Source organism: Streptomyces corchorusii (assembly GCF_001514055.1).
Classification (GTDB): domain Bacteria; phylum Actinomycetota; class Actinomycetes; order Streptomycetales; family Streptomycetaceae; genus Streptomyces; species Streptomyces olivaceoviridis.
This window is the reverse complement of record NZ_KQ948352.1, coordinates 605,932-631,335: the sequence shown is the minus strand read 5'-3', so window position 1 is coordinate 631,335 and position 25,404 is coordinate 605,932. Positions and strand designations below refer to the sequence as shown.

The following is a 25,404-nucleotide window of genomic DNA, read 5'->3' as shown; positions in this document are numbered from 1 at the left end:
TCATTCGGTCGGGAGGGCCTGCATGGCCTTGATGAAGCCGTCCGTGTCGAGCTGTCCGTTGAAGAACTGCTGGACGGCCTGGTGGATCGGCGTCATGGCCGACGGCGGGAAGGCCTGGTCCCAGGAGAGCTGGAAGGACTTGGCCTTGGCGACGAGGTCGTACTGGAAGCGGGAGTACTCGGGGCTGGCCGAGGTGTCCAGGAACTTCTGGGTGTTGGTGGTGGTGGGGAGGTTGCCGATGGCCATCTGGGCCTTGACGAACTCGTCGGAGTACATCAGCTTCAGGAACTCGGCGACCGCCTCGGGGTGCTTGGTCTTCTTCAGCACCGAGTAGAAGTTGTTGGTGTTGCCGACGACGTCGGTCGGGTCGCCCTTGCCGCCGGGGACCGTCGGGAACGTGCTGTAGCCGAGCCCCTTGACGGCGAAGTCCTTCGCGTCCTGCTGCTGCTGCGCGTAGTACCAGGACCCCATCAGCTCGAAGCCGGCCTTGCCCTGGGCCACCAGCGCGGGCGAGGCGCCGTTGGTGTACTTCACCGAGTCGTAGTTCTTGCCGAAGGCGCCGGTGTCGACCAGCTCCTTGAGCATGCCGAGCGCCTTCTTGCTGTCCGCGCTCGCCCAGGCGTCCTTGTCGCCGCTCAGGGCCTTCTGGAACAGCTCCGGGCCGGCCACACGGTCGTAGACGTACTCGAACCACATCAGCGTCGGCCACTGGTCGCCGCCGCCGAGGGCGATGGGGGTGACGCCCGAGGACTTGAGCTTCTTGACGGCGTCGAGCAACTGGTCCCAGGTCTGGGGCTGCTTCACGCCCGCCTTGTCGAGCACGTTCTTGTTGCTGAACAGCAGCACCGGCTGCGTTCCGCGCATGGGGATGCCGTACGGCTTTCCGTCGACGACCGCGCTGTTGTAGACGCTGGGCAGGAACTTGTCGTCGAGGTTCGGGTCCTTCTTGACGAAGTCGTCCAGCGGCATCAGCAGCCCGGCCTTGACGAACGGCTGGATGCTGCCGCCGCCCCAGTTGAAGAAGATGTCGGGCGCCTGGGGCGTGTTGATGATCGTCTGCAGCTTCTGCTGGTAGTCGGCGCCGGGGATGGTGTCCAGGACGGCCTTGACCTTCGACGTCTTGTTGAAGGTATCAACGATCTGCTTCTCGACCTTGTTGCTGGCGTCCCCGTACACCAGCACATGGATCTTGCCGTCGTTCGAGGAACCCCCGCCACTGCCGTTCCCGCAAGCGGCGAGACTCGCCGCGAGCGCGAGCGTCGCGCCGCAGGCGAGCACCCGGGGCATCCGTGTACGCATGATCATCCGCCTTCCGAAAGTTTCGGCTCTGGACCCGAAAGTCATGCGCTGGACAGTAGGAGCGGAGGGAAGAAATGGTCAACGGTCGTGCACCTACGCGGCCAAACCGTTATCCGGCGGAGTGGCCTATGCTGCGGCCATGCGCGAAGAAGCCCAGGTCGGTCGCAGAGTCACCTTGGCAGCCGTGGCACGAGAGGCCGGCGTCTCGCTGCCGACAGTTTCGAAGGTCCTCAACGGTCGTTCGGATGTGTCCCCCGCGACCCGCGCCAAGGTCGAACGGCTGCTGGACGCCCACGGCTACCGTCGGCGCACCCCCGGACAGCCGCAGGCCCCACTGATCGAGATCGTCTTCCACGAGCTGGAGAGCGTCTGGGCGATGGAGCTCATCCGCGGTGTGGAGAACGTCGCCAAGCAGAACGACGCGACCGTCGCGCTCACCGAGAGCGGCACCCGGCAGGCTCCCGGGCCCGAGTGGATCGGGGGCGTACTGCGGCGTCGGCCCCTCGGGGTGCTGCTGGTCTTCTCCACCGTGCCGGAGGACGTGAAGCGGCAACTGCGGTCCCGGGCCATCCCGTTCGTCATCGTGGACCCGGCGGGCGATCCCGACCCCGACGTCCCGTCCGTCGGTTCGGCCAACTGGGCCGGAGGAGTGGCCGCCACCCGCCACCTCACCGACCAGGGACACCAACGCGTCGCCATCATCACCGGCCCCGAGGACCTGATGTGCTCACTGGCCCGGCTGGACGGGTACCGCTCCGCGATGGCGATGGCCGGTCACGAACCGGACCCCGGGCTGGTGCGGTTCGGCGACTTCCACGTCCAGGGCGGCTTCGAACACGCCATGGACCTGCTGCGGCGGCCCGACCGCCCCACGGCGATCTTCGCCGGGAGCGACCTCCAGGCGCTGGGCGTCCTGGAGGCGGCCCGGGTCCTCGGCCTGAGCGTCCCCGGGGACCTGTCGGTGGTCGGCTACGACGACGTCCCACCGGCCCGCTGGTCGAGCCCCCCGCTGACCACCGTGCAACAGCCCCTCCAGCGCATGGCCGAGGAGGCGGCCCGGATGCTGCTGCGGCCGAAGGACACCAAGAAGGCGGCCCTGCGCATCGAACTGGCCACCCATTTGGTGGTACGCCAGAGCACGGCACCCCCCGCGGGGCGTTGAGGGGCACGGGAAGGTGACGGAGCCGCCGGTGGCAGGCGGGGCCGCCCGTGGGCGGAACCGATGGACGGCCGCTCGTGTCGTTCGCCCACGCGTGCGCGCGCATGCCCCTGCCGGCGCCCGGACGGCCCGGCACGCCGCGGACCTAGACGAGTAAGTCCGAAGGCCGGGTCAGTGGTCGTAGGCGGTCAGTGATCGAGTGATGGCTTGGCCCGTGTTGCGGTTGTGCCAGATGGCGGCCGTCATCGCCAGGATCCTTTGTCCGACGCGGGCGAGGCCCCCGGCCGGGGTCCTCGCTCCGTGGCGTTCGAGGTCGAGTTGACCCTTGAGGGTGTCGTTGACCGACTCGATGAGCTGACGGATGGGCTTGAGCAGGTGCTCGCCGGGCCGGGCGGTGAGGGTGCGGTAGGTTGGCCGCAGCAGGGTCAGGCCGTGCTCGGCCATGAACGCGTCGAGGTGCTTGGACACGTAGCCCTTGTCGCCGACGATCGTCTGCCCCGGATGTGTGGCCAGCAGGTCCTGGTCACCCGTGAGCATGTCGGCCAGTACCTCGCGTTCGTCGGTCTTGGGGTTGGCCAGGGCCCAGGTGATCGGCAGACCGCCGGGGGTGCATACAAGGTGCAGGCGCAGGCCCCAGAAGAACCGGGAGTGGGAGGGGCAGTAGCCGTATCCGGCCCAGCCGGCCAGGTCGGAGCGCTTGACGGTGGGCCGTGAGCGGGCGCACTCGACAGGGGTGGAGTCCACGGTCCACACGTCGTCGTGCCACAGGTCGGTGTCACGGGCGAGGGTGCGGATGAACTTGCTGATCAGCGTGTTCGCGGCCCGCAGGCGTTTGTTGTAGCCGGACTGCCCGGGCAGGTAGGGAAACTCGGCCGCCAGATGGGCGCGGGCGAAGCGCAGCCAGCGGGCCTCGGAGACGAAGCCGAGCAGGGCCTGCATCACCGCCAGCGTCAACAGCTCGGCATCGGTCAGGCTCGGCGGGCGTCCCCATCGGCGTGATCCCACCAGAGAGTCATCGATCTTCACGTACAGTGCAGTCGCGAGGGTTTCGAGGTCTGTCGTCACAAACGGACCAACGAGACCCTCGCTTCATGCACCCGGCCCCTTAGGACTTACTCGTCTAGGCGGGGGTACGTCGTCCGCCGTATCGGGCCGCAGCCGTACGGACCGGCCGGCCACCAAGGGCCGGCCGGTCCGTACGGCACCGACGCACGTGCTACTCGGCACCCCCGGCCCGTGCCCGGCCCGCCAGTGCGGACTGGAGCGTGCGGTACGCCGGCTTCGGGCGGTAGTCCTCGTCGTACAGGTTCGCGGCGCCCTCGCCGGGGAACGTGCCGGGGACCCAGGAGTACGTGTCGGTGAAACCCCAGACGGTGAACGAGATGCAGTGGCGGGTGCGCAGGCAGGCGTCGAGCAGGAGCCGGTAGCCCTCGGCCTGCGTGGCGAGCTTGTCCGCGTCGGCCGGCAGTGGCATGCGCACGTCCGCCTCCGTGACGGCGGTGGCCAGTCCGAGCTTGTCGAAGCGGGCGAAGTTGGCCGCCATCCCGGAGGGCAGGCCGTATTGGATGCCGAGGTGCCCCTGGAAGCCGACTCCGTCGATGGGAACGCCCTGCGCGCGCAGGCGGCCGGCCAGTTCGTAGACGGCGTCGCTCTTCGGGCCCGTCCACTCGGTGTTGTAGTCGTTGTAGAACAGCAGGGCGTGCGGGTCGGCCTCGTGGGCCCAGCGGAAGGCGTCGGCGATGTAGCCGGGACCGAGCTCGCGCAGCCAGATGCTGTCGCGCAGGGTGCCGTCCTCGTTGAACGCCTCGTTCACCACGTCCCACTGCCAGACCCTGCCCTTGAAGTGCCGGACGGTGTCGGTGATGTGACGGTGCAGGATCTCGCGCAGCTGGTCGGCGCCGAAGTCGCCGGAGGTGAGCCAGGACGGCAACTGGCTGTGCCAGACCAGGACATGGCCGCGCACCTTCTGGCCGTGCTTGCGCGCGAAGTCGACCAGGCGGTCGGCGGGCGCGTAGTCGTACTCCCCCTGGCGGGGCTCGATCGCCTCCCACTTCATCACGTTCTCCGGGGTGACGGTGGAGAACTCGGAGCCCGCGAGCCGACGGTAGGCGGCGTCGTCGGCGAGCGCGGACATGTCGACGGCGGTGCCTACCCGCAGGTGGTCGTCGGCGGCGAGCTGCCGCAGCGGACGGTCCGGTACGCCGGTGCCGCCGAAGGCGCTCGCGGGGCTCGCGGCGACGAGGGGGAGCAGGGTCAGGCAGCAGACCGAGGCGACGGCCGCGAGGGAGCGGGGCAGGTTCACGGGCACTCCTGTGAGGAATCGAAAGTTTCGTATTGCCTGACGAGCGTTGCGTCACGCTAAGCAGGCGCCAATTCCGCGTCAACCATCGTGTCGACAGTCTTTTCGGCCACCCCTTCCAGCGGCTTCGAAAGTTGCGGCTCTACACGCCGGAGTTCACCGTCAAGTTTCGATGAAGTTTCGGAAACAGACGCATTGACCGCCCTTTCGAACCCGCCCCATACTCTCCAGCAATCGAGCCCTCCCTCCCACGGGAACGGCCCGGCCATGGCGTATGGCGCGAACATGACAACCCACCTCATCCAGGAGGCACGATGGACATGGAGCACGCCCTCACCCGCCCGATGAGCCGCAGGGGCTTCATCAACCGTGCCGGCGCGCTCGCGCTGGCCACCACCGCGTCCGGGCTGCTGCTGCCCGACACCGCTCAGGCCGCCACGGTCATCACCACCAACCAGACCGGCACCAACAACGGGTTCTACTACTCCTTCTGGACCGACGGCGGCGGTTCGGTCTCGATGACCCTGAACTCCGGCGGCAACTACAGCACCTCGTGGACGAACTGCGGGAACTTCGTCGCCGGCAAGGGCTGGAGCAACGGCGGACGCAGGAACGTGCAGTACTCGGGCAGCTTCTACCCGTCCGGCAACGGCTACCTGGCGCTGTACGGGTGGACCTCGAACCCGCTCGTCGAGTACTACATCGTCGACAACTGGGGCAACTACCGGCCCACCGGAACGTACAAGGGCACGGTCACCAGCGACGGCGGCACGTACGACGTCTACCAGACGACGCGGTACAACGCCCCCTCCGTGGAAGGCACCAAGACCTTCAACCAGTACTGGAGCGTCCGGCAGTCCAAGCGGACCGGCGGCACCATCACCACCGGCAACCACTTCGACGCCTGGGCCCGCTACGGCATGCAACTGGGCAGCTTCAGCTACTACATGATCCTCGCCACCGAGGGCTACCAGAGCAGCGGCTCCTCCAACCTCACGGTGAGCGGCTGACCCTCCCCGTCCCGTCCCATCCCCCACGGCGGTCACGCCGCCCACCCGAGGAGGACGCACCCGCATGCGTGCCGCACCCCGCTCCCTGCTGACCGGACTGGCCCTCGCGGCGACCGCCGTGGCCGGCACGGTCACCGCCGTCACCGACGCCGCCCCGGCGCACGCCGCCGCCTGCTCCGGGTACGTCGGGCTCACCTTCGACGACGGCCCGTCCAACGACCACACCCCGGCCCTGCTCAACGCCCTGCGGCAGAACGGCCTGCGCGCCACGATGTTCAACGAGGGCCAGTTCGCCGCCGCCTACCCGGCCCAGGTCCGGGCCGAGGCCAACGCCGGGATGTGGATCGGCAACCACAGCTACACCCATCCCCACCTCACCCAGCAGAGCCAGGCGCAGATCGACTCCGAGATCTCCCGTACCCAGCAGGCCATCGCCGCGGCCGGCGGCGGGACGCCGCAACTGTTCCGCCCGCCGTACGGCGAGACCAACGCCACCGTCCAGGCGGTGGAGGCCAAGTACGGCCTGAGGCAGATCATCTGGGATGTCGACTCGCAGGACTGGAACGGCGCGAGCACCGACGCGATCGTGCAGGCGGTGTCCCGGCTGACCAACGGCCAGATCATCCTCATGCACGAGTGGCCGGCCAACACCCTGGCGGCCATCCCGCGCATCGCGCAGACGCTGGCGGGCAAGGGCCTGTGCGCCGGCCGCATCTCCCCGCAGACGGGCCGCGCCGTGGCCCCCTGACCCCGGGCGCGAAGTGGTGAGGGGCGGCTCCGGACACCACCGGAGCCGCCCCTGACCCATGTCCGCGGGGGCAGGTCGTCCGCGCGGGCATGCCCCCGTGTCCGGCGAGAACCCGCACGTCGCGGGCGCGCGGCGGGACGACATGCGCGTTACGCCGTTCGGGCGCATGCTGGGAGCGGCCCAACCAGGTGCCACAGACCGACCTCCGGGAGGTGCTGTGATCCTGATTGCCCTGCTCGTGCCCGTCCTGATGATCGCGTTCCTCTTCATCACACCGGCGCTCGAAGAACTCCTGTTCCCCCTTCCCGAGACCGACGACGTCGCCGGTCCCCCGGCCCACGCAATCGCGCCCCGCCTCGTGCACCCGAGGCAGGAGGAAGAGCAGTGAACCGGTCCGCCGGCCCGGTGCGGCGGCGTACCCCCCGCCGAGGCGGCGGCGCACCCCTGGTCGGCGCCGTCCTCCTCGGCGCCGACCTGTCCACGGCGCGGGTCAGGGCGTGAGGAGGGCCTTGACGGCGCGGCGCTCGTCCATGGCCCGGTAGCCCTCGGCGACCTGCTCCAGGGGCAGGGTGAGGTCGAAGACCCTGCCCGGGTCGATCCGGCCCGACAGGACGCGGTCGATCAGGTCGGGCAGGTAGCGCCGCACGGGGGCGGGACCGCCGCGCAGGCCGACGTGGGTGAAGAACAGCTCCTGGCCGTCGATGGCCACCTCGTGCGGGAGGCCGACGAAACCGACGTTGCCGCCGGGCCGTGCCGAGTGCAGGGCCTGCTGCATGGCCTGGGCGGTGCCGACGCACTCCAGGATCGAGTCCGCGCCGATGCCGTCGGTCATCTCCTTGATCCGGGCGACGCCGTCCTCACCGCGCTCGGTGACGATGTCGGTGGCGCCGAACTCCCGGGCCAGCTTCTGCCGGGGCTCGTGCCGGCTCATGACGACGATCCGCTCGGCGCCCATCTCCTTGGCGGCGATCACGGCGCACAGCCCGACCGCGCCGTCACCGACGACCACGGCCGTGGAGCCGGGCTCCACCTCTGCGGCCTCGGCGGCGTACCAGCCGGTGCCCATCACGTCGGAGACGGCCAGCAGGCCCGGCCAGAACTCCTCGTCCGGCACCCCGTCCGTGGCGACCAGGGTGCCCTGGGCGTTGGGTATGCGGACGTAGTCGGCCTGGCAGGTGCTCATGAACTCACGGTTCAGGCAGTTGGACTGCCACCCGTTGCGACAGTTGGCGCAGGTGTTGTCCGAGGTCGCGAACGAGCCCACGACGAACTGGCCGGGCTCGACCGAGGCGACCTCGCTGCCGACCGCCTCGACGAAGCCGACGTACTCGTGCCCCATGGGATGCGCCTCGTCGGTCGCGTCCAGGCCGCGCCAGGGCCACAGGTCGGAGCCGCACACACAGGTGACGGCCGTACGGATGATCGCGTCCGTCGGCTCCAGGATCTCCAGGTCGTCCAGGGTCTCGAAGCGCACGTCTCCGGGGGCGTGGATCACTGCTCCGTGCATGGGGGAAGTCCTTACGTTGCGTGGGGGGGGGAGGGGCTCGGGGCGGCTCGCGGGCCGCCGGGGCCGTGTGCGGCACGGATCGGGGACGCCTCCAGGCGTCGTCGTCCCTCACGCGCCGCCCGGCCGGGTACCCCGCCACGCGGTCGATGCCACCCGGGGTTGGACCTCCCCGGACACCCAGGACGCCGGCCGGGCTCCCCGACCGGTCTCCACACACACGTCAGGGCCGGTTTCGGATGCCTCCGAAACCGGCCCTGACCTGCGACTTCCATAAGTCGGGACGACAGGATTTGAACCTGCGACCCCTTGACCCCCAGTCAAGTGCGCTACCAAGCTGCGCCACGTCCCGCCGCACTCACGCGCGGTGCCCCGCGTGATCGTGCGGACAGCACTTTACCCCACGCCCGGGGGTGCGCCGAAGGAGGCCCGGCGGTGCGGGGGACAATCGGCGGTATGACGAACGCGGGCGCATCGGATGCCAGGGACCGGGACGTGGCCGGGCGGGCGCGGAACGCGCGGCCCCGGGACGGGCTGGGACGCCCGCTGCCGTACGGCGCCGAGGGCGTCCCGCGGCAGCCGGAGGGGGTCCTGCGCACGCCGCAGGACACGGTCGCCGAGGCACGGGCGCTGCTGGCCTCGGGGCGGCCGTTCCACGCGCACGAGGTGTTCGAGGACGCCTGGAAGTCGGGGCCGCCGGAGGAGCGCGCGCTGTGGCGGGGGCTGGCCCAGCTGGCGGTGGGCCTCACCCACGCGGCCCGCGGGAACGCCGTCGGCGGGGCGCGGCTGCTGCGGCGGGGCGCCGGCGCGGTCGAGGAGTGGGCGGCCGAACGCGGCGAGGACCGCCCGTACGGACTGGACCTGCCGGGCCTCGCCCGCTGGGCCCGGGAGCTGGCGGGACGGGTGGAGGACGGCTCGGCACCGGTCGACGCCGAGACCGAGGCACCGCGCCTGGGACCGTGACCGCCGACGCCCGCAGCAGCGCCGGGCAGGCCGTCGTCGCAGGCTGTGCGGAGGCGGTGGACGGATGGTCAGCGGGATGCGGCAGACTCGGGGCGTGCGAAAGATTCATGTCATCGGTATCGGCGCGGGCGACCCCGACCAGCTGACCCTCCAGGCGGTCAAGGCGCTGCGGAGCACGGATGTGTTCTTCCTGCTCGACAAGGGCGAGGTGAAGAGCGATCTCACCCAGCTCCGCCGGGACATGCTGGACGCGCATCTGCCCGAGGGGTCGTACCGGGTGGTGGAGGCCCGTGACCCGGAGCGGGACCGGACGGCGGGCGGGCCGGCCTACTCCCCGGCCGTCGGGGACTGGCGCAGTGCCCGCGCCGGGATCTACGAGCGGCTGATCGCCGAGGAGCTGGACGAGGACGGCACGGGCGCCTTCCTGGTCTGGGGGGACCCGGCGTTGTACGACAGCACGCTGGGCATCCTGGAGGAGGTGCTGGAGCGGGGCGCGGTGGCGTTCACGTACGACGTGGTGCCCGGCGTCAGCAGTGTCTCCGCGCTGGTCGCCCGGCATCGCACGGGGCTGAACCGGGTCGCCCGGCCGGTGCAGATCACCACCGGGCGGCGGCTGGCCGAGGGCTTCCCGGAGGGCGTCGACGACGTGGTCGTGATGCTCGACGCGCACCAGGTCTTCCGGCGGTACGCCGAGGAGGACATGGACATCTACTGGGGTGCCTACATCGGCACGCCGGACGAGATCCTCGTCTCCGGGCCGATCGCCGAGGCCGCTCCGCGCATCGAGCGGCTGCGGGCCGAGGCTCGGGAGCGCAAGGGCTGGATCATGGACACGTACCTGCTGCGCCGGCGCCCGTCGCGGGACGGGCGGGACTGACACCGGCCGGAGGAAGGCGCGGGCCGGCAGCCCGGCCGCCGGGCGGTGGAGCGGAGCAGCGGTGGCTCCGGCGCGAGACCCGGCACGGCCGGGTGTGGGCGTACGACCTGCGGCAGCCGGACCTCGTCCGGCGCTGTGTCACGGCCGGTCTGCGGGAAGGCGCCCCTTGGTACGACACCGGCCGGAAGACGACCCTCGTCTGGTACGACCCCGGCCGGAAGACGACCCTCGTCACCCGTCTCCCCGGGCCACCGCCGTCAGGCCGGGCCGAAGCCCAGGCGTTCCAGGGCGCCCGCCACGTCGGGTACGGCGGTCACGCCGGCCGGCAGGGCGGGGCGGCGTACGACGACCACGGGCAGTCCCAGCCCGCGTGCCGCCGTCAGTTTCGCGGCCGTCGCCTCGCCGCCGCTGTCCTTGGTGACCAGGACGTCGATCCGGTGGGCGCGCAGGAGTTCCGTCTCCCCGGTGACCGTGAAGGGGCCCCGGGCCAGGACGACGGCGGTGTCCGGGGGCAGCGGGGGCTCGGGCGGGTCGACGGAGCGGACGAGGAAGCTCAGGTCCGCGAGGTGGGCGAAGGCCGCGAGGCCGAGGCGGCCGGTGGTGAGGAAGACCCGGCGGCCCAGGCCGGGCAGGGCCTCGGCGGCTGCGGCCAGGGACGGGACGTCGTACCAGCGGTCGCCGGGGCCCGGCCGCCAGCCTGGGCGGCGCAGGACGACGGCGGGGACGCCCGTGGCCCGCGCCGCACGGGCCGCGTGGTCCGTGATCGACTCGGCGAAGGGGTGGGTGGCGTCCACGAGGGCGTCCACCCGGTGCGCGCGCAGCCAGTCGGCGAGGCCCTCCGGCCCGCCGAAGCCACCGGTGCGCACCTCGCCGGGCAGCGCTCCGGGCCGGGCGACCCGGCCGGCGAGCGAGGTGGTGACCCGCACCCCGGGCCGGGCCGCGAGGTCGGCGGCGAGTCGGCGGGCCTCGGTGGTGCCGCCGAGGACCAGGACGTGGGCGGGCATAGGGGTGAGCGTACGAGGTCGTGCGGGCCGGCGCGCCGGCCGGGTCGCTACCGTCGGGCCATGGAGTCCTTGGCGTCCGTGCGTGCCGTCCTGATCGACATCGACGGGGTCCTCACCGTGTCCTGGAAGCCGCTGCCCGGTGCGGTGGAGGCGCTGCGCGGCATCCGCGCGGCCGGGTTCGGCGTGGCGCTGGTGACGAACACGACGTCCCGGACCCGGGCGTCGATCGCCGCGACCCTGTCGGAGGCCGGTTTCGAGGTGGGCGCGCGGGACGTGCTGACCGCGCCCGCCGTCACCGCCGCCCATCTCGCCGAGCGCCATCCGGGCGCCCGGTGCCTGCTGCTCAACAGCGGGGACATCGCGGCGGACCTGGGCGACGTCACGCTGGTCGAGGAGGGCGCCGACGTGGTCGTGGTCGGCGGCGCCGGGCCGGGGTTCGACTACGCGGCGCTCAACCGGGCGTTCGGCGAGTTGCAGCGGGGTGCGCGGCTGGTCGCCATGCACCGCAACCTGTACTGGCGCACCGACGCCGGGCTGCAACTGGACTCGGGCGCGTTCCTGCTGGGGCTGGAACGGGCGGCGCGCGTGGAGGCCGAGGTCACGGGCAAGCCGTCTCCGGCGTTCTTCGCGGCGGCGCTCGCCCGGCTGGGAGTGGACGCCGGGCGGGCGCTGATGGTCGGCGACGACATCGAGTCGGACGTGCTCGCGGCGCAGCGGGCCGGGCTGACCGGGGTGCTGGTGCGGACGGGCAAGTACCGGCCGGAGACGCACGAGGAGGCGAGCGGCACCCCGGACCATGTGCTGGACTCCTTCGCGGACGTCCCGGCGCTGCTGGGACCGGCGCGGTAGCCGTTGGGCGCAGGGCCTAGCGGAGCAGCAGTTGCAGGCCGCCCACGATCGTCGCCGCGATGACGAGTTGTTCGAAGAGCCGCTGGTTGATCCGGTTCACAGCCCACTTCCCGAGGAACGCGCCGGGCACCACGAACACCACCAGCGCGGCGTCGAGGAGTAGCGAGTGCCCGTCGATCAGGCCCAGGCCGGCGCTGAACGGCACCTTGGAGACGTTCACGATGAGGAAGAAGAACGCGGAGGTGCCGAGGAAGCCGAGCTTGCGGAACCCCGCGGACAGCAGGTACATCGACATCACCGGCCCGCCGGCGTTGGCGACCATCGTCGTGAACCCGCCGAGCACCCCGTAGGAGCGGGCCTTGACGCGGCCCGCCCGGGTGGCGACCTCGTCCGGGTCCTCCGGGGTGCCGGCCGTCCGCCGGCGCCACAGCGTCACCCCGGCCATCAGCAGCAGAATCGCGCCGATCGAGGTCCGTACGGCCCCGTCGCCGGCCCACACCAGGAACAGCGTGCCGGCCACCACGCCCGCCGCCACCGCCGGGAACAGCCGCCACAGCGTGGGCCAGTGCGCGTGCCGCCGGTAGGTGAGGACGGCGAGCACGTCGCCGGCGATCAGGACGGGCAGCAGGACGCCGGTGGAGGCGCGGGCGGGCAGGATCGCGGCGAAGACCGCGAGACTGACCGTGTTGGCCCCGCTGACGGCCGTTTTGGAGAAGCCGACGAGCAGGGCCGCGAAGGCGAGCGCCGCGAACCCCCAGCCGGATATGTGCCAGAGCGTCATCGTGTTCATGGAGGAACCGATGCTATGCACATGCATGGGTGGGGCGTAAGCGGCGTCTCGCCGGTCGGTCCTGGTGGGACGGCCGCTCGGCGCCTAACGGCCCGTGTACCGCGCCCGCAGTTCCCGCTTGAGCACCTTCATGCTCGGTCCGAGCGGCAGCGCGTCCGCGAGCTCCACCCGCCGCGGGTACTTGTGCCGGCCCAGGTGCTCCTTGGACCACTCGGTGAGCGCGGCGGCGTCCGGCGCGGTGCCCGGCGCCGGGACGACGACCGCGCACACCTCCTCGCCGTGCAGGTCGTCGGGCAGGCCGATGACGGCGACCTGGGCGATGTCGGGGTGGCGCATGAGGACCTCCTCGACCTCCCTCGGGTACACGTTGTAGCCGCCGCGGATGATGACGTCCTTCTTCCGGTCGACGATCCGCAGGAAGCCCTCGTCGTCCTTGGTACCGAGGTCGCCGGTGCGGAACCAGCCGTCCACCAGGGCCTCGGCGGTGGCCTCGGGGCGGCCGAGGTAGCCGGAGAAGACGTTGTGGCCGCGGATGACGACCTCGCCCACCTCACCGGGCGGCAGCAGTTCGATCCGGCCCTCCGTCTCCGCGCGGGCGATCTCCACGTCGATGCCCCACAGCGGGTGGCCGATGGTGCCGGCCTTCGTGCCGAACACCGGCTGGTTGACGGTGGCGGTCGGCGAGGTCTCCGACAGCCCGTACCCCTCGTGGATCTTCGCGCCGAAGGCGGCCTCGAACCGCTCCAGCACGGCGACCGGGAGCGAGGCCCCGCCGGAGACGCACACGCGCAGCACCGGGAGCCGCTCCGCGTCCGCGGCAGCCGCCGCGAGGGCGACGAACATGGTGGGCACGCCGTGGAAGGTGTTCACGCTCTCGCGCACCATCAGGTCGATGGCGCGGGCCGCGTCGAAGCGGGGCAGCAGCACGAGCGTGGCGCCGGCCCGCCAAGTGGAGTTGAGCGAGACGGTCTGGCCGAAGGCGTGGAACAGCGGCAGCGCGCCGAGGGCGATGTCGTCGGCGCGGATGTCGTTGGCGTCGAAGGCGTTGACGGTCGCGTTCATCACCAGGTTGAAGTGGCTGAGCACGGCGCCCTTGGGGACACCGGTCGTCCCGCTGGTGTAGAAGATCACCGCGGGGTCGTCGGCGGCCCGGGTGACGTACGACGCGAGGGGCTCGGCGCCGGCCGCGAGCTTCTCGAACTCCGTGCCGAGGGTGAGCGCCCGCACGCCCGTCGCCTGTGCGGCGGCCGTGCCGGTCTCCGCCTGGGCCGGGTGGACCAGCAGCAGGGTGGCCCCGCTGTCGCGCAGCACGTGCTCGACCTCGCCGGCGGAGAGCAGCAGGTGCACGGGGACGACGACCCCGCCCGCCGCGGCGATCGCGTAGTACGCCACCGGGAACTGGGCGGTGTTGGGGGCCATGAGGGCGACCCGGTCGCCGGGCCGTACGCCGAGAGCGGTGAGCGCGCCCGCCTGGGCCAGCGCGCGCTGCCACGCGTCGGCGAAGGTGAGCCGCAGGTCGCCTTCGACGAGGGCGGTCTTGCCGGGGCGGCGCCGGGCGTTCTCGGCGAGGATGGCGGCGACGGACAGGGTGGCCATGGAGTGCTGCTCCGTTTCCTTGCTGCGGCTCGTGTACCGGATCCCCTTGCGGGGAGCCCCCGTTGAGGTGGCTCTAGGTCCTGTCGTCAAACTCCCGTCGTCCGCCCGGAGGGCGGGCCGCGCGGCGTCAGGTGCGTGCTCTCGGCGTGCCGGGCCCTGGCCCTCGTACTGGATGTACTTGGGTCGGGGCCCGGTGCGGCGAGAGTGCGTGCATGGCGTCGCGTGGCAGACGGGAGTTTGACGACAGGGCCTAGTGCCTCTCGACCAGCACCGCGCTCCCCTGCCCCACGCCCACGCACATCGTCGCGAGTCCCCGCCGCGCGCCCGTGCGGCGCATCCGGTGCAGCAGGGTGGTGAGGATACGGGCGCCGGAGCAGCCGAGGGGGTGGCCGAGGGCGATGGCGCCGCCGGTGGGGTTGACCAGGTCGGGGTCGATGCCCAGCCGGTCGACGCACGCGAGTGCCTGCGCGGCGAACGCCTCGTTGAACTCGGCCTCCTGGACGTCGCCGGTCTCCCAGCCGGCCCGGGCCAGCGCCTTGCGGGTGGCGGGGACCGGGCCGAGGCCCATCACGTCGGGGTGGACACCGGCGGAGGCGCCCGCGACGTAGCGTCCCAGGGACTCCAGTCCCAGCTCGTTCAGGGCCTCCTCGCTGACCAGCAGCAGGCCGGCCGCGCCGTCGTTCATCGGCGAGGCGTTGCCGGCGGTGACGGTGCCGTCCGGACGGAAGACCGGCTTCAGCCGGGACAGTTTCTCCAGCGAGGTGTCCTCGCGGACGCACTCGTCCCGCTCGACCACGATGCCGTCGGGACGCTCGACGGGCAGGAGTTCGTCGTCGAAGTGGCCCTTGTCGCGCGCGGCGGCGGCGAGCCGGTGGCTGCGCAGGGCGAACTCGTCCTGGCGCTCGCGCGGGATGCCGTACCGCGCGGCGACCTCCTCGGCGGTCTCGCCCATGGAGAGCAGGCCGTGCAGTTCCCTCATGGCGGGGTTGACCAGCCGCCAGCCGAGCCGGGTGTCGTAGGTCTCGATGCGCTGCGGCAGGGCCTCGTCGGGGCGGGGCAGGACGAAGGGGGCGCGGCTCATGGACTCGGAACCGCCGGCGATCACGATGTCGGCCTCTCCGGCGGCGATGGTCCGGGCGGCGGTGGTGACGGCTTCGAGTCCGGAGGCGCACAGCCGGTTGACGGTGGCGCCGGGCACGGAGTCGGGCAGTCCGGCGAGCAGGGCGGCCATACGGGCGACGTTGCGGTTGTCCTCGCCGGCCTGGTTGGCGGCGCCCCAGTAGACGTCGTCGATCCGGGCGGGGTCGAGTGCGGGCACGTCGGCCGCCAGGTGGCGGATGACGGTCGCGGCCAGGTCGTCGGGGCGGACCGGGGAGAGGGCTCCGCGCAGCTTGCCGATGGGGGTGCGGCGGGCGGCCGCGAAGTGGACGGGACGCACGGCTGGGACTCCTGACCTACGACGCTGTGGATCAGCACGGACCTCGCGACAGCCTCTTTCGCTGCCCGGCAGCTTAATTAGCACTGCTAGTTTTGGACTATAGACCGCCGACCGCCCCCCTGGGAAGATCCCCAGGACCTTCCCCGAGGCAGCTGGAGGAGAGATGTCCCACGTCCGCGAGCACGTCCTCGACGGCACGCACGGAGCCCTCGCCGTACGGGAGTGGCCGCACCCGGCCCCCCGCTGCCTGGCACTCCTGGTGCACGGGTACGGCGAGCACGCCGGCCGGTACGCGGAACTCGCCGCCCGGCTCACCGGCTACGGCGCCGCCGTGTACGCGCCGGACCACGCCGGCCACGGCCGCTCCGCCGGGGAGCGGGTGCTGATCGAGGACTTCGAGGACGTGGTCACGGACGTGCACACGGTGGCGGACTCGGCCCGCGCCGCGCACCCCGGCCTGCCGCTGGTCCTGGTGGGCCACTCCATGGGCGGGCTGGTCGCGGCCCGCTACGCCCAGCGGTACGGCGGCGAACTGAGCGCCCTGGTCCTGTCCGGCCCGGTGATCGGCGCCTGGGAACTGCCGGGGCGGCTGCTGGCCCTCAAGGAGATCCCGGACATCCCGATCAGCCCGTCCGCGCTCTCCCGGGACCCGGCCGTGGGCGCCGCGTACGCGGCCGATCCGCTGGTCTGGCACGGGCCCATGAAGCGGCCGACGCTGGAGGCGTTCGCCCGGACGCTGGACACCGTCGCCCGGGGCGGTGACGTCGGCGCACTGCCGCTGCTGTGGCTGCACGGCGACGACGACCGGCTGGTGCCGCTGCCGGGGAGCCGCACCGGCGTGGAGCGGCTGAGCGGCGGCCGGCACACCGGGCGGGTCTTCCCGGGGGCGCGGCACGAGGTGTTCCACGAGACGTGCAAGGAGGACGCCTTCGCGGAGCTGCTGGCCTTCCTGGACCGGGTACTGCCCCGCTGATCAGCCGGTTTGCTCCCCGGCGCAGCGGGCACCCGCCCTGTCGGACATGACCGTGGACAGTTGCCGAAAGGGGATATACGGACCATGACCGTGGTCAAGAGCACGCTGCCCGAGGAGGCGCTCCGCGTCACCGGAACCGCCCTCCAGGAAACCCTGGTCGACTTGCTCGGGCTGTCGCTGATCGGCAAGCAGGCACACTGGAACGTCGTGGGCCCGCGGTTCCGGTCGATCCACCTCCAGCTCGACGAGGTGGTCGCCACGACCCGGAGCCACTCGGACACGGTGGCCGAGCGTGCCGCCGCGCTGGGCGTGCCGCTGGACGGCCGGCCGGAGACCATCGCCGCGACCTTCGCGCTGCCGGGCGCCAAGGACGGCTGGCTGCGCGACACCGAGGCCGTGGAGCTGATGGTGTCGGCGCTGGAGGCGGCCATCGGCCGGCTGCGCGAGCGGATCGAGGCGACCGAGAAGGCCGACCCGGTCACCCAGGACCTGCTGATCTCCGTCACCGCCGACCTGGAGAAGCAGCGCTGGATGTTCGAGGCCGAGAACCACCCGCGCGACGACGCCGCCCGCTAGGCCCTGTCGTCAAACTCCCGTCTGCCACGCGACGCCATGCACGCACTCTCGCCGCACCGGGCCCCGACCCAAGTACATCCAGTACGAGGGCCAGGGCCCGGCACGCCGAGAGCACGCACCTGACGCCGCGCGGCCCGCCCTCCGGGCGGACGACGGGAGTTTGACGACAGGACCTAGTACACCCACTCCCGCACGGAAGGGGGAGACCCATGGCCGACGCACTGGAGATCGAGGCGCTGTGGGAGGACTTCCACCGCGTGGTGAACATGACCTCCGCGGAACTCGCGGCCTGGCTGAAGGTCCGGGACGCCGACGAGGAGACGGAACCCCTGCCGGAGGAGGCGGGCACGCCCACCGGGCAGCACGTCCTCGCCATCCTCCAGAAGCGCCGTACCGACCTCACCGACGACGACATCCGGGTCATGCACAAGGTCGTCGACACGGTCGATGACCTGGTCGACATGGAGAACGAACCCGAGCCGGAGAGCACGCCGGAGGACACCCGGCGCCGGCACCGGCTGATGACGCTGGGCCACGACCCGCTCAAGCCCTAACCGGAGCCGGACCATGGACCGGGACCAACGGGTCGTGCGCGAGCTGGTGTCCGAGTACGGGCGGACGTACGCCGAGGAGGCGGGCATCCGCCTGAAGGACACCCCGCAGCCGCTGTACCGGCTGCTCGTGCTGTCCCTGCTGCTCAGCGCCCGGATCCGGGCCTCCGTCGCGGTGGCCGCCGCCCGGGCCCTGCACGAGGACCGCCTGGACAGCCCCCGCCGGATGGCCGAGGCCGACTGGCAGCGGCGGGTGGACGCGCTCGGCCGGGGCGGCTACCGCCGGTACGACGAACGCACCGCGACCCAGCTCGGCGACGGCGCCCGGTTGCTGACCGAGCGCTGGGGCGGCGACCTGCGCCGGCTGCACCGGGAGGCGGAGGGCGACGCCGGCGAGTTGAAGCGGCTGCTCCAGGAGGAGCCGGGCATCGGGCCGGCCGGCGCCGACATCTTCCTGCGCGAGGCGCAGCGGGTGTGGCCGGACATCGCCCCCTACCTGGACGGCAAGGCGCTGTCCGGGGCCGGGCGGCTGGGCCTGCCGAAGGACCCGGAGAAGCTGACGGAGCTGGCCGGGGACACCCAACCGGCCGTCCTCGCCGCCGCGTTGGTCCGGGCGGCGCTCGACGGACAGGTGGCCGAAGACTGTCTGCGCCGGGCCGCTTGATCGTGTCAGACTGCTCCCCGCACGTCCCGGAGTGACCACCGGGGCCTGACGGGTGGAGGAGCGGCGCGTGACGGGGACAGGCCCGCGGAGCCAGGACGGCATCGACACGACCCGGCCGCATCCGGCCCGGGTGTACGACTGGTTCCTCGGCGGCAAAGACAACTACCCGGTCGACGAGGAACTCGGCCGGCGGATCGCGGAGATCGACGGGGGCGCCCCGAAGGCCGCCCGCGCGAACCGCGCGTTCATGCGCCGCAGTACGCGGATTCTGGCCACGGAGCGGGGGATCCGCCAGTTCCTGGACATCGGCACCGGCATACCGACCGAGCCGAACCTGCACCAGATCGCCCAGTCCGTGGCCCCCGACGCCCGCGTGGTGTACGCGGACAACGACCCCATCGTGCTGGCCCACGCGAGCGCGCTGCTGCGCGGCACCCCGCAGGGCGTGACCGAGTACGTGCAGGCCGACGCCCGCGATCCGCACGCGATCCTCGACGAGGCCGCCCGCGTCCTCGACCTCGACCGCCCGGTGGCCCTCTCCCTCATCGCCCTGCTGCACTTCATCGCCGACGAGGACGGCGCCCACGACCTGGTGGACACCCTGGTCGGCGCGCTGGCGCCGGGCAGCTGTCTGGTGCTGTCCACCATGACCGCCGACTTCGAGCCGGAGAACGTCCGGCGGGGCATCGCGGCCTACGCGGCCGGCGGGGTCACCCTGGTGGCGCGTTCGCGGGCCGACGTGGGCACCTTCTTCGAGGGGCTCCGGCTGCTGGAGCCCGGGATCGTGCCGGTGGCCGACTGGCGGCCCGAGGAAGCGCCCGACGGGCCGGTCTCGCTGTACGGCGGGGTCGCGGTCAAGCCCTGACGCCGTCGTAGGGCAGGTCCAGCACGCGGGCGATGGTCCGCAGTACGCCGTCGTCGTTGTTGGACGGGGCCAGGTGGCGGGCCCGCCGGATCACCTCGGGGTGGGCGCCCGTCATGGCGAAGGACCACTCGGCGGCGTCGAGCATCTCCAGGTCGTTCAGGTAGTCGCCGAACACCATGGTCTGGGCGGGCGTGATGCCGAGCGCCCGCTGGAGGCCGCGCAGGGCGGTGCCCTTGTCGGCGGTGCGGTTCATCACGTCCACCCAGTGCTCGCCGGAGACGACGACCTGGTGGGTCGCGGCGAACTCCGCGAGGGCCGGGGCGGTGGTGTGCTCGGCGGACCCGAAGTCGAACAGCGCCACTTTGATCATCTCGTCGTCCACGGCGGTGACGTCCTCGACGATCCGGTGCTCGACGTAGTACTTGCGCACCTCCGCGAGGAACGCCTCGTCGGTCCGCTCGACGTACGCCGCCCGCTTGCCGCAGACGACCGCGCCGACGTCCGCGCCGTCCGCGACCAGCCGCCGCGCCGCCCGGGCCACCCCGGCGGCGACGGACCGGTCCAGCGGGTCGGAACTCAGCTCCACGCCGTCGCGGACCACGTACGTGCCGTTCTCCGCGATGAAGACCATGCCCTCGGCGACCTCTTCGAACTGCCGGAAGAGGGTGGCGTACTGGCGTCCGCTCGCCGGGCTGAACAGCACCCCGCGGCGGCGCAGTTCGGCGAGCATCGGCCACAGTCCGTCGGGAATCCGCTTGGCGTCGTCCAGCAGCGTGCCGTCCATGTCGGTGACGATCAGCCGGATGTCGGCGGGGCCGGCGGGCAGGCCGGAGGAGTCGAGGAGGGGCGTGGGCGTGGCGGGCATGTCCTGCTTCCGGTCGGGGGCGGGGATACCGGTCCAGTGTTCCTCATGCGCCTCGGGGACCCGGAACCGCCCGGGGCCGGGGCGCACGGCTGTCCGGAACCGCCCACCGTGCCCGTTTCCCGGGACAGCTCGATCACCGGGGGGCACAATGACGGCGGAGAACCGCACGTGAGAAGGGCGGACAGGTGAGCGAGGTCGACTCCCCGGGGGCCGGATCGGCGCGGCTGGACACCAGCGTGGCGCACAACGCCCGGGTCTGGAACTACTGGATCGGCGGCAAGGACCACTACGAGGTCGACCAGCGCGTGGGCGACCACATCGCCGGCATGTTCCCGGTGATCCGGGCGGTGGCGCGCGCCGACCGGGAGTTCCTGGGACGGGCGGTGCGCTTCCTGGCCGCCGAACGGGGGATCCGGCAGTTCCTCGACATCGGCACCGGCCTGCCGACGGCCGACAACACGCACGAGATAGCGCAGCGGATCGCCCCCGAGTCCCGGATCGTGTACGTCGACAACGACCCGATCGTGCTCGTGCACGCCCGCTCGCTGCTCACCAGCTCCCCGGAGGGCGTCACGGACTACGTCGACGCCGACGCGCACGACCCGGACGGCATCATGCGACGGGCCGCCGAGACCCTGGACCTGTCCCGGCCGGTGGCGGTGCTGATGCTGGGCATCCTCAACTTCGTGCTGGACACCGACGAGGCCCGGGACATCGTGCGCCGGCTGATGGCGGGGGTGCCCGCCGGCAGCCACCTGGTCCTCACCCACCCGACGTACGACCGTGACGTGGGCGGCGAGGGCAACGTGGCCGCCATGGAGTTCTGGAACGCGCACGCCACCCCGCCGATCACCGCCCGCGGCCGTGCCGAGATCGCCGGGTTCCTTGAGGGCCTGGACCTGGTGGAGCCGGGACTGGTGCCGTGCTCGCAGTGGCGCGCCGAGCCGGCGTCCGCCGCACCGGTGCCGCAGTTCGGCGCGGTGGCCGTGAAACCCTGACCCCGGCCGCGCGCGGGCCGGACTCGCCGAGGAGGACGCATGACGACTTTCGCCGACCCCGTGCCCGGCGGCCGCCCCGACGACCTGCGCCGGGTCGCCGGCCTCACCGCCGACCTGGCCGCGCGGGGCGTGCGCGGCATCGTGCTGGCGTACGTGGACACCGCGGGCGTCTGCCGGGTGAAGACGATCCCCACCGGGCGGCTGGAGGCGGCCGTGTCGTGGGGCGTCGGCATGTCCCCGGTGTTCGACACCTTCCTCGCCCACGACGCGATCGTCACCACCGACGTGCTCGGCTCCCCCGACGGCGACCTCAGGCTCTACCCGGACCTGGACCGGCTGGTGGCGCTGGCCGGGCAGCCCGGCTGGGCGTGGGCGCCGGTGGACCGGATCACCCAGGAGGGCGCCCGGCACCCCGGCTGTGCCCGGACCTTCCTGCGCCGGATCGTCACCGGCGCCGCCGAACGGCACGGCCTCGCCTTCAAGGCGGCGATCGAGATCGAGTGGTCCGTCGGGCTGGACTCGGCGCCCGCCGGGGAGTTCGTACCGGCCGTCTCCGGCCCGGCGTACGGCGCGATCCGGCAGGTCGGGCTGAGCGACTACACCGCCGATCTGCTGGCCGCGTGCGCCGCGCAGGGCGTGGACGTCGACCAGGTGCACCCCGAGTACGCGCCCGGGCAGTTCGAGATCTCGGTGGGCGCCCGGGATCCGGTGACGGCGGCCGACCTCAGTGTGCTGGTCCGGCAGACGATCCGGGCGGTGGCCCAGCGGCACGGTCTGCGGGTGTCGTTCGCGCCCGCGGTGTCCGCCGAGGGCGTCGGCAACGGCGGCCACCTGCACCTGTCCTGCTGGCGCGACGGCGTCAACCTGCACGCCGGCGGCGAGCGCCGGTACGGCATGACGGCCGAGGCGGAGTCCTTCGCGGCCGGGGTCCTCGCCCACCTCCCGGCCCTGACGGCGGTCACCGCCCCCAGCCCGGCCAGCTACCTGCGGCTGAAGCCCTCCCAGTGGGCCGGTGTCTTCACCGCCTGGGGCCGCGAGACCCGCGAGGCCGCCCTGCGGATGATCACGGGCACGGCGGGCCGCCACGACCAGGACGCCAACATGGAGGTCAAACCGGTCGACCTGGCCGCCAACCCGTACCTCGCCCTCGGCTGTGTGATCGCCGCCGGACTCGACGGCGTCACGGCGGCCCGCACGCTGCCCGACGAGATCACCGGCGATCCGGCCCGCCACGGCCCCGACGAGGCGGCGGCCCTGGGCGTGCGGCGGCTGCCGCGGTCGCTGCCGGAGGCGGTGGAGGAGTTCCGCGCGGACCCGGTGCCGCGGGCCGCGCTCGGCCCGGTCCTCGCGGACGCGGTGATCGCCGTACGGCTCGGCGAGGCGGCGGCCGTCGACGGACTCGGCCCCGACCAGGTGGCGGCGGCCTACCGCTGGACGTACTGACCATGGCCGCCTCCGGACCGGTCCACGAGGCCCTCGCCGCGCTGCCGCTCGTCGACCACCACTGCCACGGCGCCGTCACGGCCGACCTGAGCGGCACGGAGTTCGCGTCCCTGCTCACCGAGGGCGCGGCCTGGCCGGACGTCTCGCCCTTCGACAGCCCCGTCGGCCTGGCCGTCCGCCGCCACTGCGCGCCCCTGCTGGACCTCCCCCGGCACGCGCCGCCCGCCGACTACGTGGCCCGGCGTGCCGAACTGGGCTGGCGGGAGGTCAACCGCCGCTTCCTGACGGCGGCCGGAGCCGGGGTGTTCTGCGTGGACACCGGCTACGCCCCGCACCCCCTCACCAGCCCGGCCGAACTGGGGGCAGCCGCCGGCACCGCCGCCTGCGAGGTCGTACGGCTGGAGCAGATCGCGGAGTCGGTGGCGGCGCGGGGCGTGGAGGCGGACGAGTACGCGGCCGTGTTCCGCACAGCCGCCGAGGAGGCCGTACGGCGGCCGGGCGTGGTGGCGGTGAAGTCGGTCGCGGCCTACCGCACGGGTTTCGCCCTCGACCCGGAGCGCCCGGCCGGGGCCGAGGTGACGGAGGCCGCCCGGCACTGGCTGGCGCGCGGCGGACGCCTCACGGACCCGGTCCTGGTCCGGCACCTGCTGTGGACCGCCGTGGAACTGGGGCTTCCGCTGCAACTGCACACCGGCTTCGGCGACGCGGACGTACGGCTGCACCGCGCGGACCCCGCCCTGCTCACCGACTGGCTGCACCGGACCGCCGGCACGATCCCGGTGCTGCTGCTGCACTGCTGGCCGTACCACCGCCAGGCCGCCTATCTGGCCGCGGTGTTCGAGCAGGTGTACCTGGACGTCGGACTCGCCCTGCACTACACCGGCCCGGCCCGGTGCCGGGCGGTGCTGGAGGAGGCGCTGGAGATCACCCCGTTCCGCAAACTGCTGTACAGCTCCGACGCCTATGGTGTGTCCGAGTTCCACCACCTGGGTGCCCTGTGCTTCCGGCAGGGCCTCGCCGATCTGCTGCAAGAGCGCGTGGACGCCGACGAGTTCGGTCTTGCCGACGCCCTGCGCATCGCGGCCTGGACGGGCCGCGACAACGCCCGCCGACTGTACGGACCGCCCGTATCCGAACCGGCCCGCGATTCCAGCGGGCGCCCCACCCGGAAAGTATGATCAAGCAATGTCTGACATGACCGAGACCACGCCCGGCTGGCTGACCACGGACGAGTTGGAAATGGCCAGGGCCCGGATGCCGATCCTGTACGTCGAGGCCGTGCCCGTGCGCGTGGACGACAGCGGTGAAGTCACCAGTATCGGGCTGCTGCTGCGCATCGGCCCGGACGGCACGGTCAGCCGGACCCTGGTCTCCGGCCGGGTGCTGCACCACGAGCGGGTCCGCGACGCGCTGCTGCGCCATCTGGAGAAGGATCTCGGCCCGGTCGCCCTGCCGCGCGTCCCCGCCTCGCTCCAGCCGTTCACGGTCGCGGAGTACTTCCCGACGGCGGGCATCACGCCGTACCACGACCCGCGCCAGCACGCGGTGTCGCTGGCCTACATCGTGCCGGTGACCGGCGACTGCCGGCCCCGCCAGGACGCGCTGGACCTCGTCTGGTTCAGCCCCCAGGAGGCCGCCTCGCCGGCGGTGCAGAACGAGATGCCGGGCGGTCACGGGGTACTGCTGAAGCAGGCGCTGGCGCACGTGGGGCTGGCCTTCTGACCAACCGTCACATCCTGGGGAACCGGACTTCCACGGCGGCCGTCACGAGGTGACAGGCCGCCCGGGAAACGCGGCAGACCCAAGCTCGGCCAGTCCGGCGGCGGGAATCCCGGGACGGTCGTCTTCTCGGACCACGAGAAGCCGGTCAAGGCGGTGCTCCCGCCGACGGGACAGGTGATCGACGCGGCCAAGGGCGACGAGGCGGCTTCCTGACCCGTTGCAGAACCGATCGAACGCTTGAGGGCCGGTCCCGGATGTCTCCGGAACCGGCCCTCACCGCCGACTCTCACACGTCGGGACGACAGGATTTGAACCTGCGACCCCTTGACCCCCAGTCAAGTGCGCTACCAAGCTGCGCCACGTCCCGGTGCCGTTTGACCTGGGGTTTCCCCGGCCGAACGCGCAGGGAAACAATACCGCACTCGGCTCGGTGGTCGCGCGCCCCTTTCCCGGTTGACCTCAAGTTTGATTGAGGTTGCACGATCATCGGCATGACGACCGCAACGGACCAGAGCCGTACGTACGGCTACGACGACCTGCCCCGGCTGATGAGGCTCATGACCGGCGACGAGAAGCACGGACCGGCCGCCACGTCCACGCTCGACGTGCTGTGGGTGCTCTACGACCGCGTGCTCCGGGTCGCTCCGCAGCGGCGGGACGACCCGGCCCGGGACCGCTTCCTGCTGAGCAAGGGGCACGGGCCCATGGCGTACTACGCCGTGCTGGCCGCGAAGGGGTTCGTGCCCGTCGAGTGGCTGCCGGGCTTCGGATCGTACGACTCCCCGCTCGGGCACCACCCGGACCGCGTGCTGGTGCCGGGGGCCGAGATCGGCAGCGGCTCGCTCGGGCACGGGCTGCCGATCGCCGTGGGCACCGCGCTGGGCCTGCGGGCGCAGGGCCGGCCCGATCCGGCGGTCTGGGTGCTGATCGGCGACGCCGAGCTCGACGAGGGCAGCAACCACGAGGCGATCGCCTTCGCGGGGCCCGCCGGGCTGGACCGGCTGCACACCGTCGTGATCGACAACTCCTCCGCCAGCCACGCGCTGCCCGGCGGGATCGCCGCCCGGTTCGAGGCCGCGGGCTGGTCCGCCGTGACCGTCGACGGGCGCGACCACGAGGCGCTGTACACCGCGTTCACCGCGCCGCATCCCGGCCGGCCCCATGTCGTCGTGGCCCGCGTCGAGCCGAAGAACGCCTGACTTCCCGGAAAG

Annotated in this window: 25 protein-coding genes, 2 tRNA genes and 1 pseudogene; 17 read left to right on the top strand and 11 right to left on the bottom strand. The window is 72.4% G+C overall.

Features of this window, described 5'->3' with window-relative positions; translation table 11 throughout:
* On the bottom strand, nt 1-1,305 hold the full coding sequence (locus AQJ11_RS06960) for an ABC transporter substrate-binding protein (protein WP_058082860.1): 1,305 nt from the start codon (nt 1,303-1,305) through the stop codon (nt 1-3).
* 133 nt (nt 1,306-1,438) lie between these two features.
* Here AQJ11_RS06960 and AQJ11_RS06955 point away from each other — a divergent pair, with 133 nt between their 5' ends.
* Complete coding sequence (locus AQJ11_RS06955; protein WP_079082236.1) at nt 1,439-2,461, top strand: LacI family DNA-binding transcriptional regulator; 1,023 nt, start codon at nt 1,439-1,441, stop codon at nt 2,459-2,461.
* A gap of 168 nt (nt 2,462-2,629) precedes the next feature.
* Here AQJ11_RS06955 and AQJ11_RS06950 read toward each other — a convergent pair whose 3' ends face one another.
* Nucleotides 2,630-3,523: an IS982 family transposase gene (locus AQJ11_RS06950; RefSeq protein ID WP_059262221.1), complete on the bottom strand. Its 894-nt coding sequence runs from the start codon at nt 3,521-3,523 to the stop codon at nt 2,630-2,632.
* Nucleotides 3,524-3,674: 151 nt separating this feature from the next.
* Nucleotides 3,675-4,760 carry an endo-1,4-beta-xylanase gene (locus tag AQJ11_RS06945; protein WP_059262220.1) on the bottom strand — a complete coding sequence of 362 codons (1,086 nt, stop codon included), beginning with the start codon at nt 4,758-4,760 and terminating at the stop codon, nt 3,675-3,677.
* A 311-nt stretch (nt 4,761-5,071) separates the two neighbouring features.
* Here AQJ11_RS06945 and AQJ11_RS06940 point away from each other — a divergent pair, with 311 nt between their 5' ends.
* The 3 genes and pseudogenes from AQJ11_RS06940 (at nt 5,072) to AQJ11_RS49725 (ending at nt 6,903) form a co-directional block, all read left to right on the top strand.
* Complete coding sequence (locus AQJ11_RS06940; RefSeq protein WP_014676256.1) at nt 5,072-5,767, top strand: glycoside hydrolase family 11 protein; 696 nt, start codon at nt 5,072-5,074, stop codon at nt 5,765-5,767.
* A gap of 64 nt (nt 5,768-5,831) precedes the next feature.
* Nucleotides 5,832-6,512 (top strand): annotated as a pseudogene (locus AQJ11_RS06935) (polysaccharide deacetylase family protein); the annotation flags it as partial.
* 220 nt (nt 6,513-6,732) lie between these two features.
* Nucleotides 6,733-6,903 (top strand): hypothetical protein, encoded by a 171-nt coding sequence (locus AQJ11_RS49725; protein ID WP_167360850.1) that lies wholly within the window; start codon nt 6,733-6,735, stop codon nt 6,901-6,903.
* Between the two features lie 102 nt (nt 6,904-7,005).
* On the opposite strand, the gene AQJ11_RS06930 is transcribed toward AQJ11_RS49725, so the two are convergent.
* Nucleotides 7,006-8,022: a zinc-dependent alcohol dehydrogenase family protein gene (locus AQJ11_RS06930; protein WP_059262219.1), complete on the bottom strand. Its 1,017-nt coding sequence runs from the start codon at nt 8,020-8,022 to the stop codon at nt 7,006-7,008.
* Nucleotides 8,023-8,297: 275 nt separating this feature from the next.
* A tRNA-Pro gene (locus AQJ11_RS06925) sits at nt 8,298-8,371 on the bottom strand.
* Nucleotides 8,372-8,475: 104 nt separating this feature from the next.
* On the opposite strand from AQJ11_RS06925, the gene AQJ11_RS06920 reads away from it, so the two are divergent.
* Nucleotides 8,476-8,982: a DUF309 domain-containing protein gene (locus AQJ11_RS06920; RefSeq protein WP_059262218.1), complete on the top strand. Its 507-nt coding sequence runs from the start codon at nt 8,476-8,478 to the stop codon at nt 8,980-8,982.
* Nucleotides 8,983-9,076: 94 nt separating this feature from the next.
* A complete protein-coding gene (cobF, locus tag AQJ11_RS06915; protein ID WP_203349072.1) occupies nt 9,077-9,859 on the top strand; it encodes a precorrin-6A synthase (deacetylating) in 783 nt (260 codons plus the stop codon).
* Between the two features lie 257 nt (nt 9,860-10,116).
* Here cobF and AQJ11_RS06910 read toward each other — a convergent pair whose 3' ends face one another.
* Nucleotides 10,117-10,863, bottom strand: a complete 747-nt coding sequence (locus AQJ11_RS06910; RefSeq protein WP_059262217.1) for a cobalt-precorrin-6A reductase — start codon at nt 10,861-10,863, stop codon at nt 10,117-10,119.
* Nucleotides 10,864-10,932: 69 nt separating this feature from the next.
* On the opposite strand from AQJ11_RS06910, the gene AQJ11_RS06905 reads away from it, so the two are divergent.
* Complete coding sequence (locus AQJ11_RS06905) at nt 10,933-11,712, top strand: HAD-IIA family hydrolase (protein WP_208616456.1); 780 nt, start codon at nt 10,933-10,935, stop codon at nt 11,710-11,712.
* A 16-nt stretch (nt 11,713-11,728) separates the two neighbouring features.
* Here AQJ11_RS06905 and AQJ11_RS06900 read toward each other — a convergent pair whose 3' ends face one another.
* From AQJ11_RS06900 to AQJ11_RS06890, 3 genes are all read right to left on the bottom strand, one after another.
* Nucleotides 11,729-12,502 carry a sulfite exporter TauE/SafE family protein gene (locus AQJ11_RS06900; protein WP_058082853.1) on the bottom strand — a complete coding sequence of 258 codons (774 nt, stop codon included), beginning with the start codon at nt 12,500-12,502 and terminating at the stop codon, nt 11,729-11,731.
* An 84-nt stretch (nt 12,503-12,586) separates the two neighbouring features.
* Nucleotides 12,587-14,098: a long-chain-fatty-acid--CoA ligase gene (locus AQJ11_RS06895; RefSeq protein ID WP_059262215.1), complete on the bottom strand. Its 1,512-nt coding sequence runs from the start codon at nt 14,096-14,098 to the stop codon at nt 12,587-12,589.
* Between the two features lie 250 nt (nt 14,099-14,348).
* Entirely contained in the window at nt 14,349-15,536 is a 1,188-nt protein-coding gene (locus AQJ11_RS06890; RefSeq protein ID WP_059262214.1) for a thiolase family protein, read from the bottom strand.
* Nucleotides 15,537-15,699: 163 nt separating this feature from the next.
* On the opposite strand from AQJ11_RS06890, the gene AQJ11_RS06885 reads away from it, so the two are divergent.
* The 5 genes from AQJ11_RS06885 (at nt 15,700) to AQJ11_RS06865 (ending at nt 19,165) form a co-directional block, all read left to right on the top strand.
* Nucleotides 15,700-16,509 carry an alpha/beta hydrolase gene (locus AQJ11_RS06885; RefSeq protein ID WP_059262213.1) on the top strand — a complete coding sequence of 270 codons (810 nt, stop codon included), beginning with the start codon at nt 15,700-15,702 and terminating at the stop codon, nt 16,507-16,509.
* Nucleotides 16,510-16,593: 84 nt separating this feature from the next.
* Nucleotides 16,594-17,085, top strand: coding sequence for a Dps family protein (locus tag AQJ11_RS06880; protein WP_059262212.1), 492 nt, complete (start codon nt 16,594-16,596; stop codon nt 17,083-17,085).
* A 209-nt stretch (nt 17,086-17,294) separates the two neighbouring features.
* Nucleotides 17,295-17,639: a DUF3140 domain-containing protein gene (locus tag AQJ11_RS06875; RefSeq protein WP_059262211.1), complete on the top strand. Its 345-nt coding sequence runs from the start codon at nt 17,295-17,297 to the stop codon at nt 17,637-17,639.
* Between the two features lie 13 nt (nt 17,640-17,652).
* Entirely contained in the window at nt 17,653-18,300 is a 648-nt protein-coding gene (locus AQJ11_RS06870; RefSeq protein ID WP_014676241.1) for an HhH-GDP family DNA glycosylase, read from the top strand.
* A 67-nt stretch (nt 18,301-18,367) separates the two neighbouring features.
* Nucleotides 18,368-19,165: an SAM-dependent methyltransferase gene (locus AQJ11_RS06865; RefSeq protein WP_059262210.1), complete on the top strand. Its 798-nt coding sequence runs from the start codon at nt 18,368-18,370 to the stop codon at nt 19,163-19,165.
* On the opposite strand, the gene AQJ11_RS06860 is transcribed toward AQJ11_RS06865, so the two are convergent.
* Complete coding sequence (locus AQJ11_RS06860) at nt 19,155-20,030, bottom strand: Cof-type HAD-IIB family hydrolase (RefSeq protein WP_059262287.1); 876 nt, start codon at nt 20,028-20,030, stop codon at nt 19,155-19,157. The two genes, AQJ11_RS06865 and AQJ11_RS06860, sit on opposite strands and share 11 nt — an antisense overlap.
* Before the next feature lie 185 nt (nt 20,031-20,215).
* On the opposite strand from AQJ11_RS06860, the gene AQJ11_RS06855 reads away from it, so the two are divergent.
* The 4 genes from AQJ11_RS06855 to AQJ11_RS06840 are packed head-to-tail and all read left to right on the top strand — an operon-like array spanning nt 20,216 to nt 24,193.
* On the top strand, nt 20,216-21,028 hold the full coding sequence (locus AQJ11_RS06855) for an SAM-dependent methyltransferase (protein WP_014676238.1): 813 nt from the start codon (nt 20,216-20,218) through the stop codon (nt 21,026-21,028).
* A gap of 39 nt (nt 21,029-21,067) precedes the next feature.
* On the top strand, nt 21,068-22,471 hold the full coding sequence (locus AQJ11_RS06850) for a type I glutamate--ammonia ligase (protein WP_059262209.1): 1,404 nt from the start codon (nt 21,068-21,070) through the stop codon (nt 22,469-22,471).
* Nucleotides 22,472-22,473: 2 nt separating this feature from the next.
* Nucleotides 22,474-23,649 carry an amidohydrolase family protein gene (locus tag AQJ11_RS06845; RefSeq protein WP_059262208.1) on the top strand — a complete coding sequence of 392 codons (1,176 nt, stop codon included), beginning with the start codon at nt 22,474-22,476 and terminating at the stop codon, nt 23,647-23,649.
* A 7-nt stretch (nt 23,650-23,656) separates the two neighbouring features.
* Nucleotides 23,657-24,193 (top strand): NUDIX hydrolase family protein, encoded by a 537-nt coding sequence (locus AQJ11_RS06840; protein ID WP_086011601.1) that lies wholly within the window; start codon nt 23,657-23,659, stop codon nt 24,191-24,193.
* Between the two features lie 293 nt (nt 24,194-24,486).
* Here AQJ11_RS06840 and AQJ11_RS06835 read toward each other — a convergent pair.
* A tRNA-Pro gene (locus tag AQJ11_RS06835) sits at nt 24,487-24,560 on the bottom strand.
* Nucleotides 24,561-24,684: 124 nt separating this feature from the next.
* On the opposite strand from AQJ11_RS06835, the gene AQJ11_RS06830 reads away from it, so the two are divergent.
* Nucleotides 24,685-25,392 (top strand): thiamine pyrophosphate-dependent enzyme, encoded by a 708-nt coding sequence (locus AQJ11_RS06830; RefSeq protein ID WP_059262207.1) that lies wholly within the window; start codon nt 24,685-24,687, stop codon nt 25,390-25,392.
* Nucleotides 25,393-25,404 lie beyond the last annotated feature (12 nt).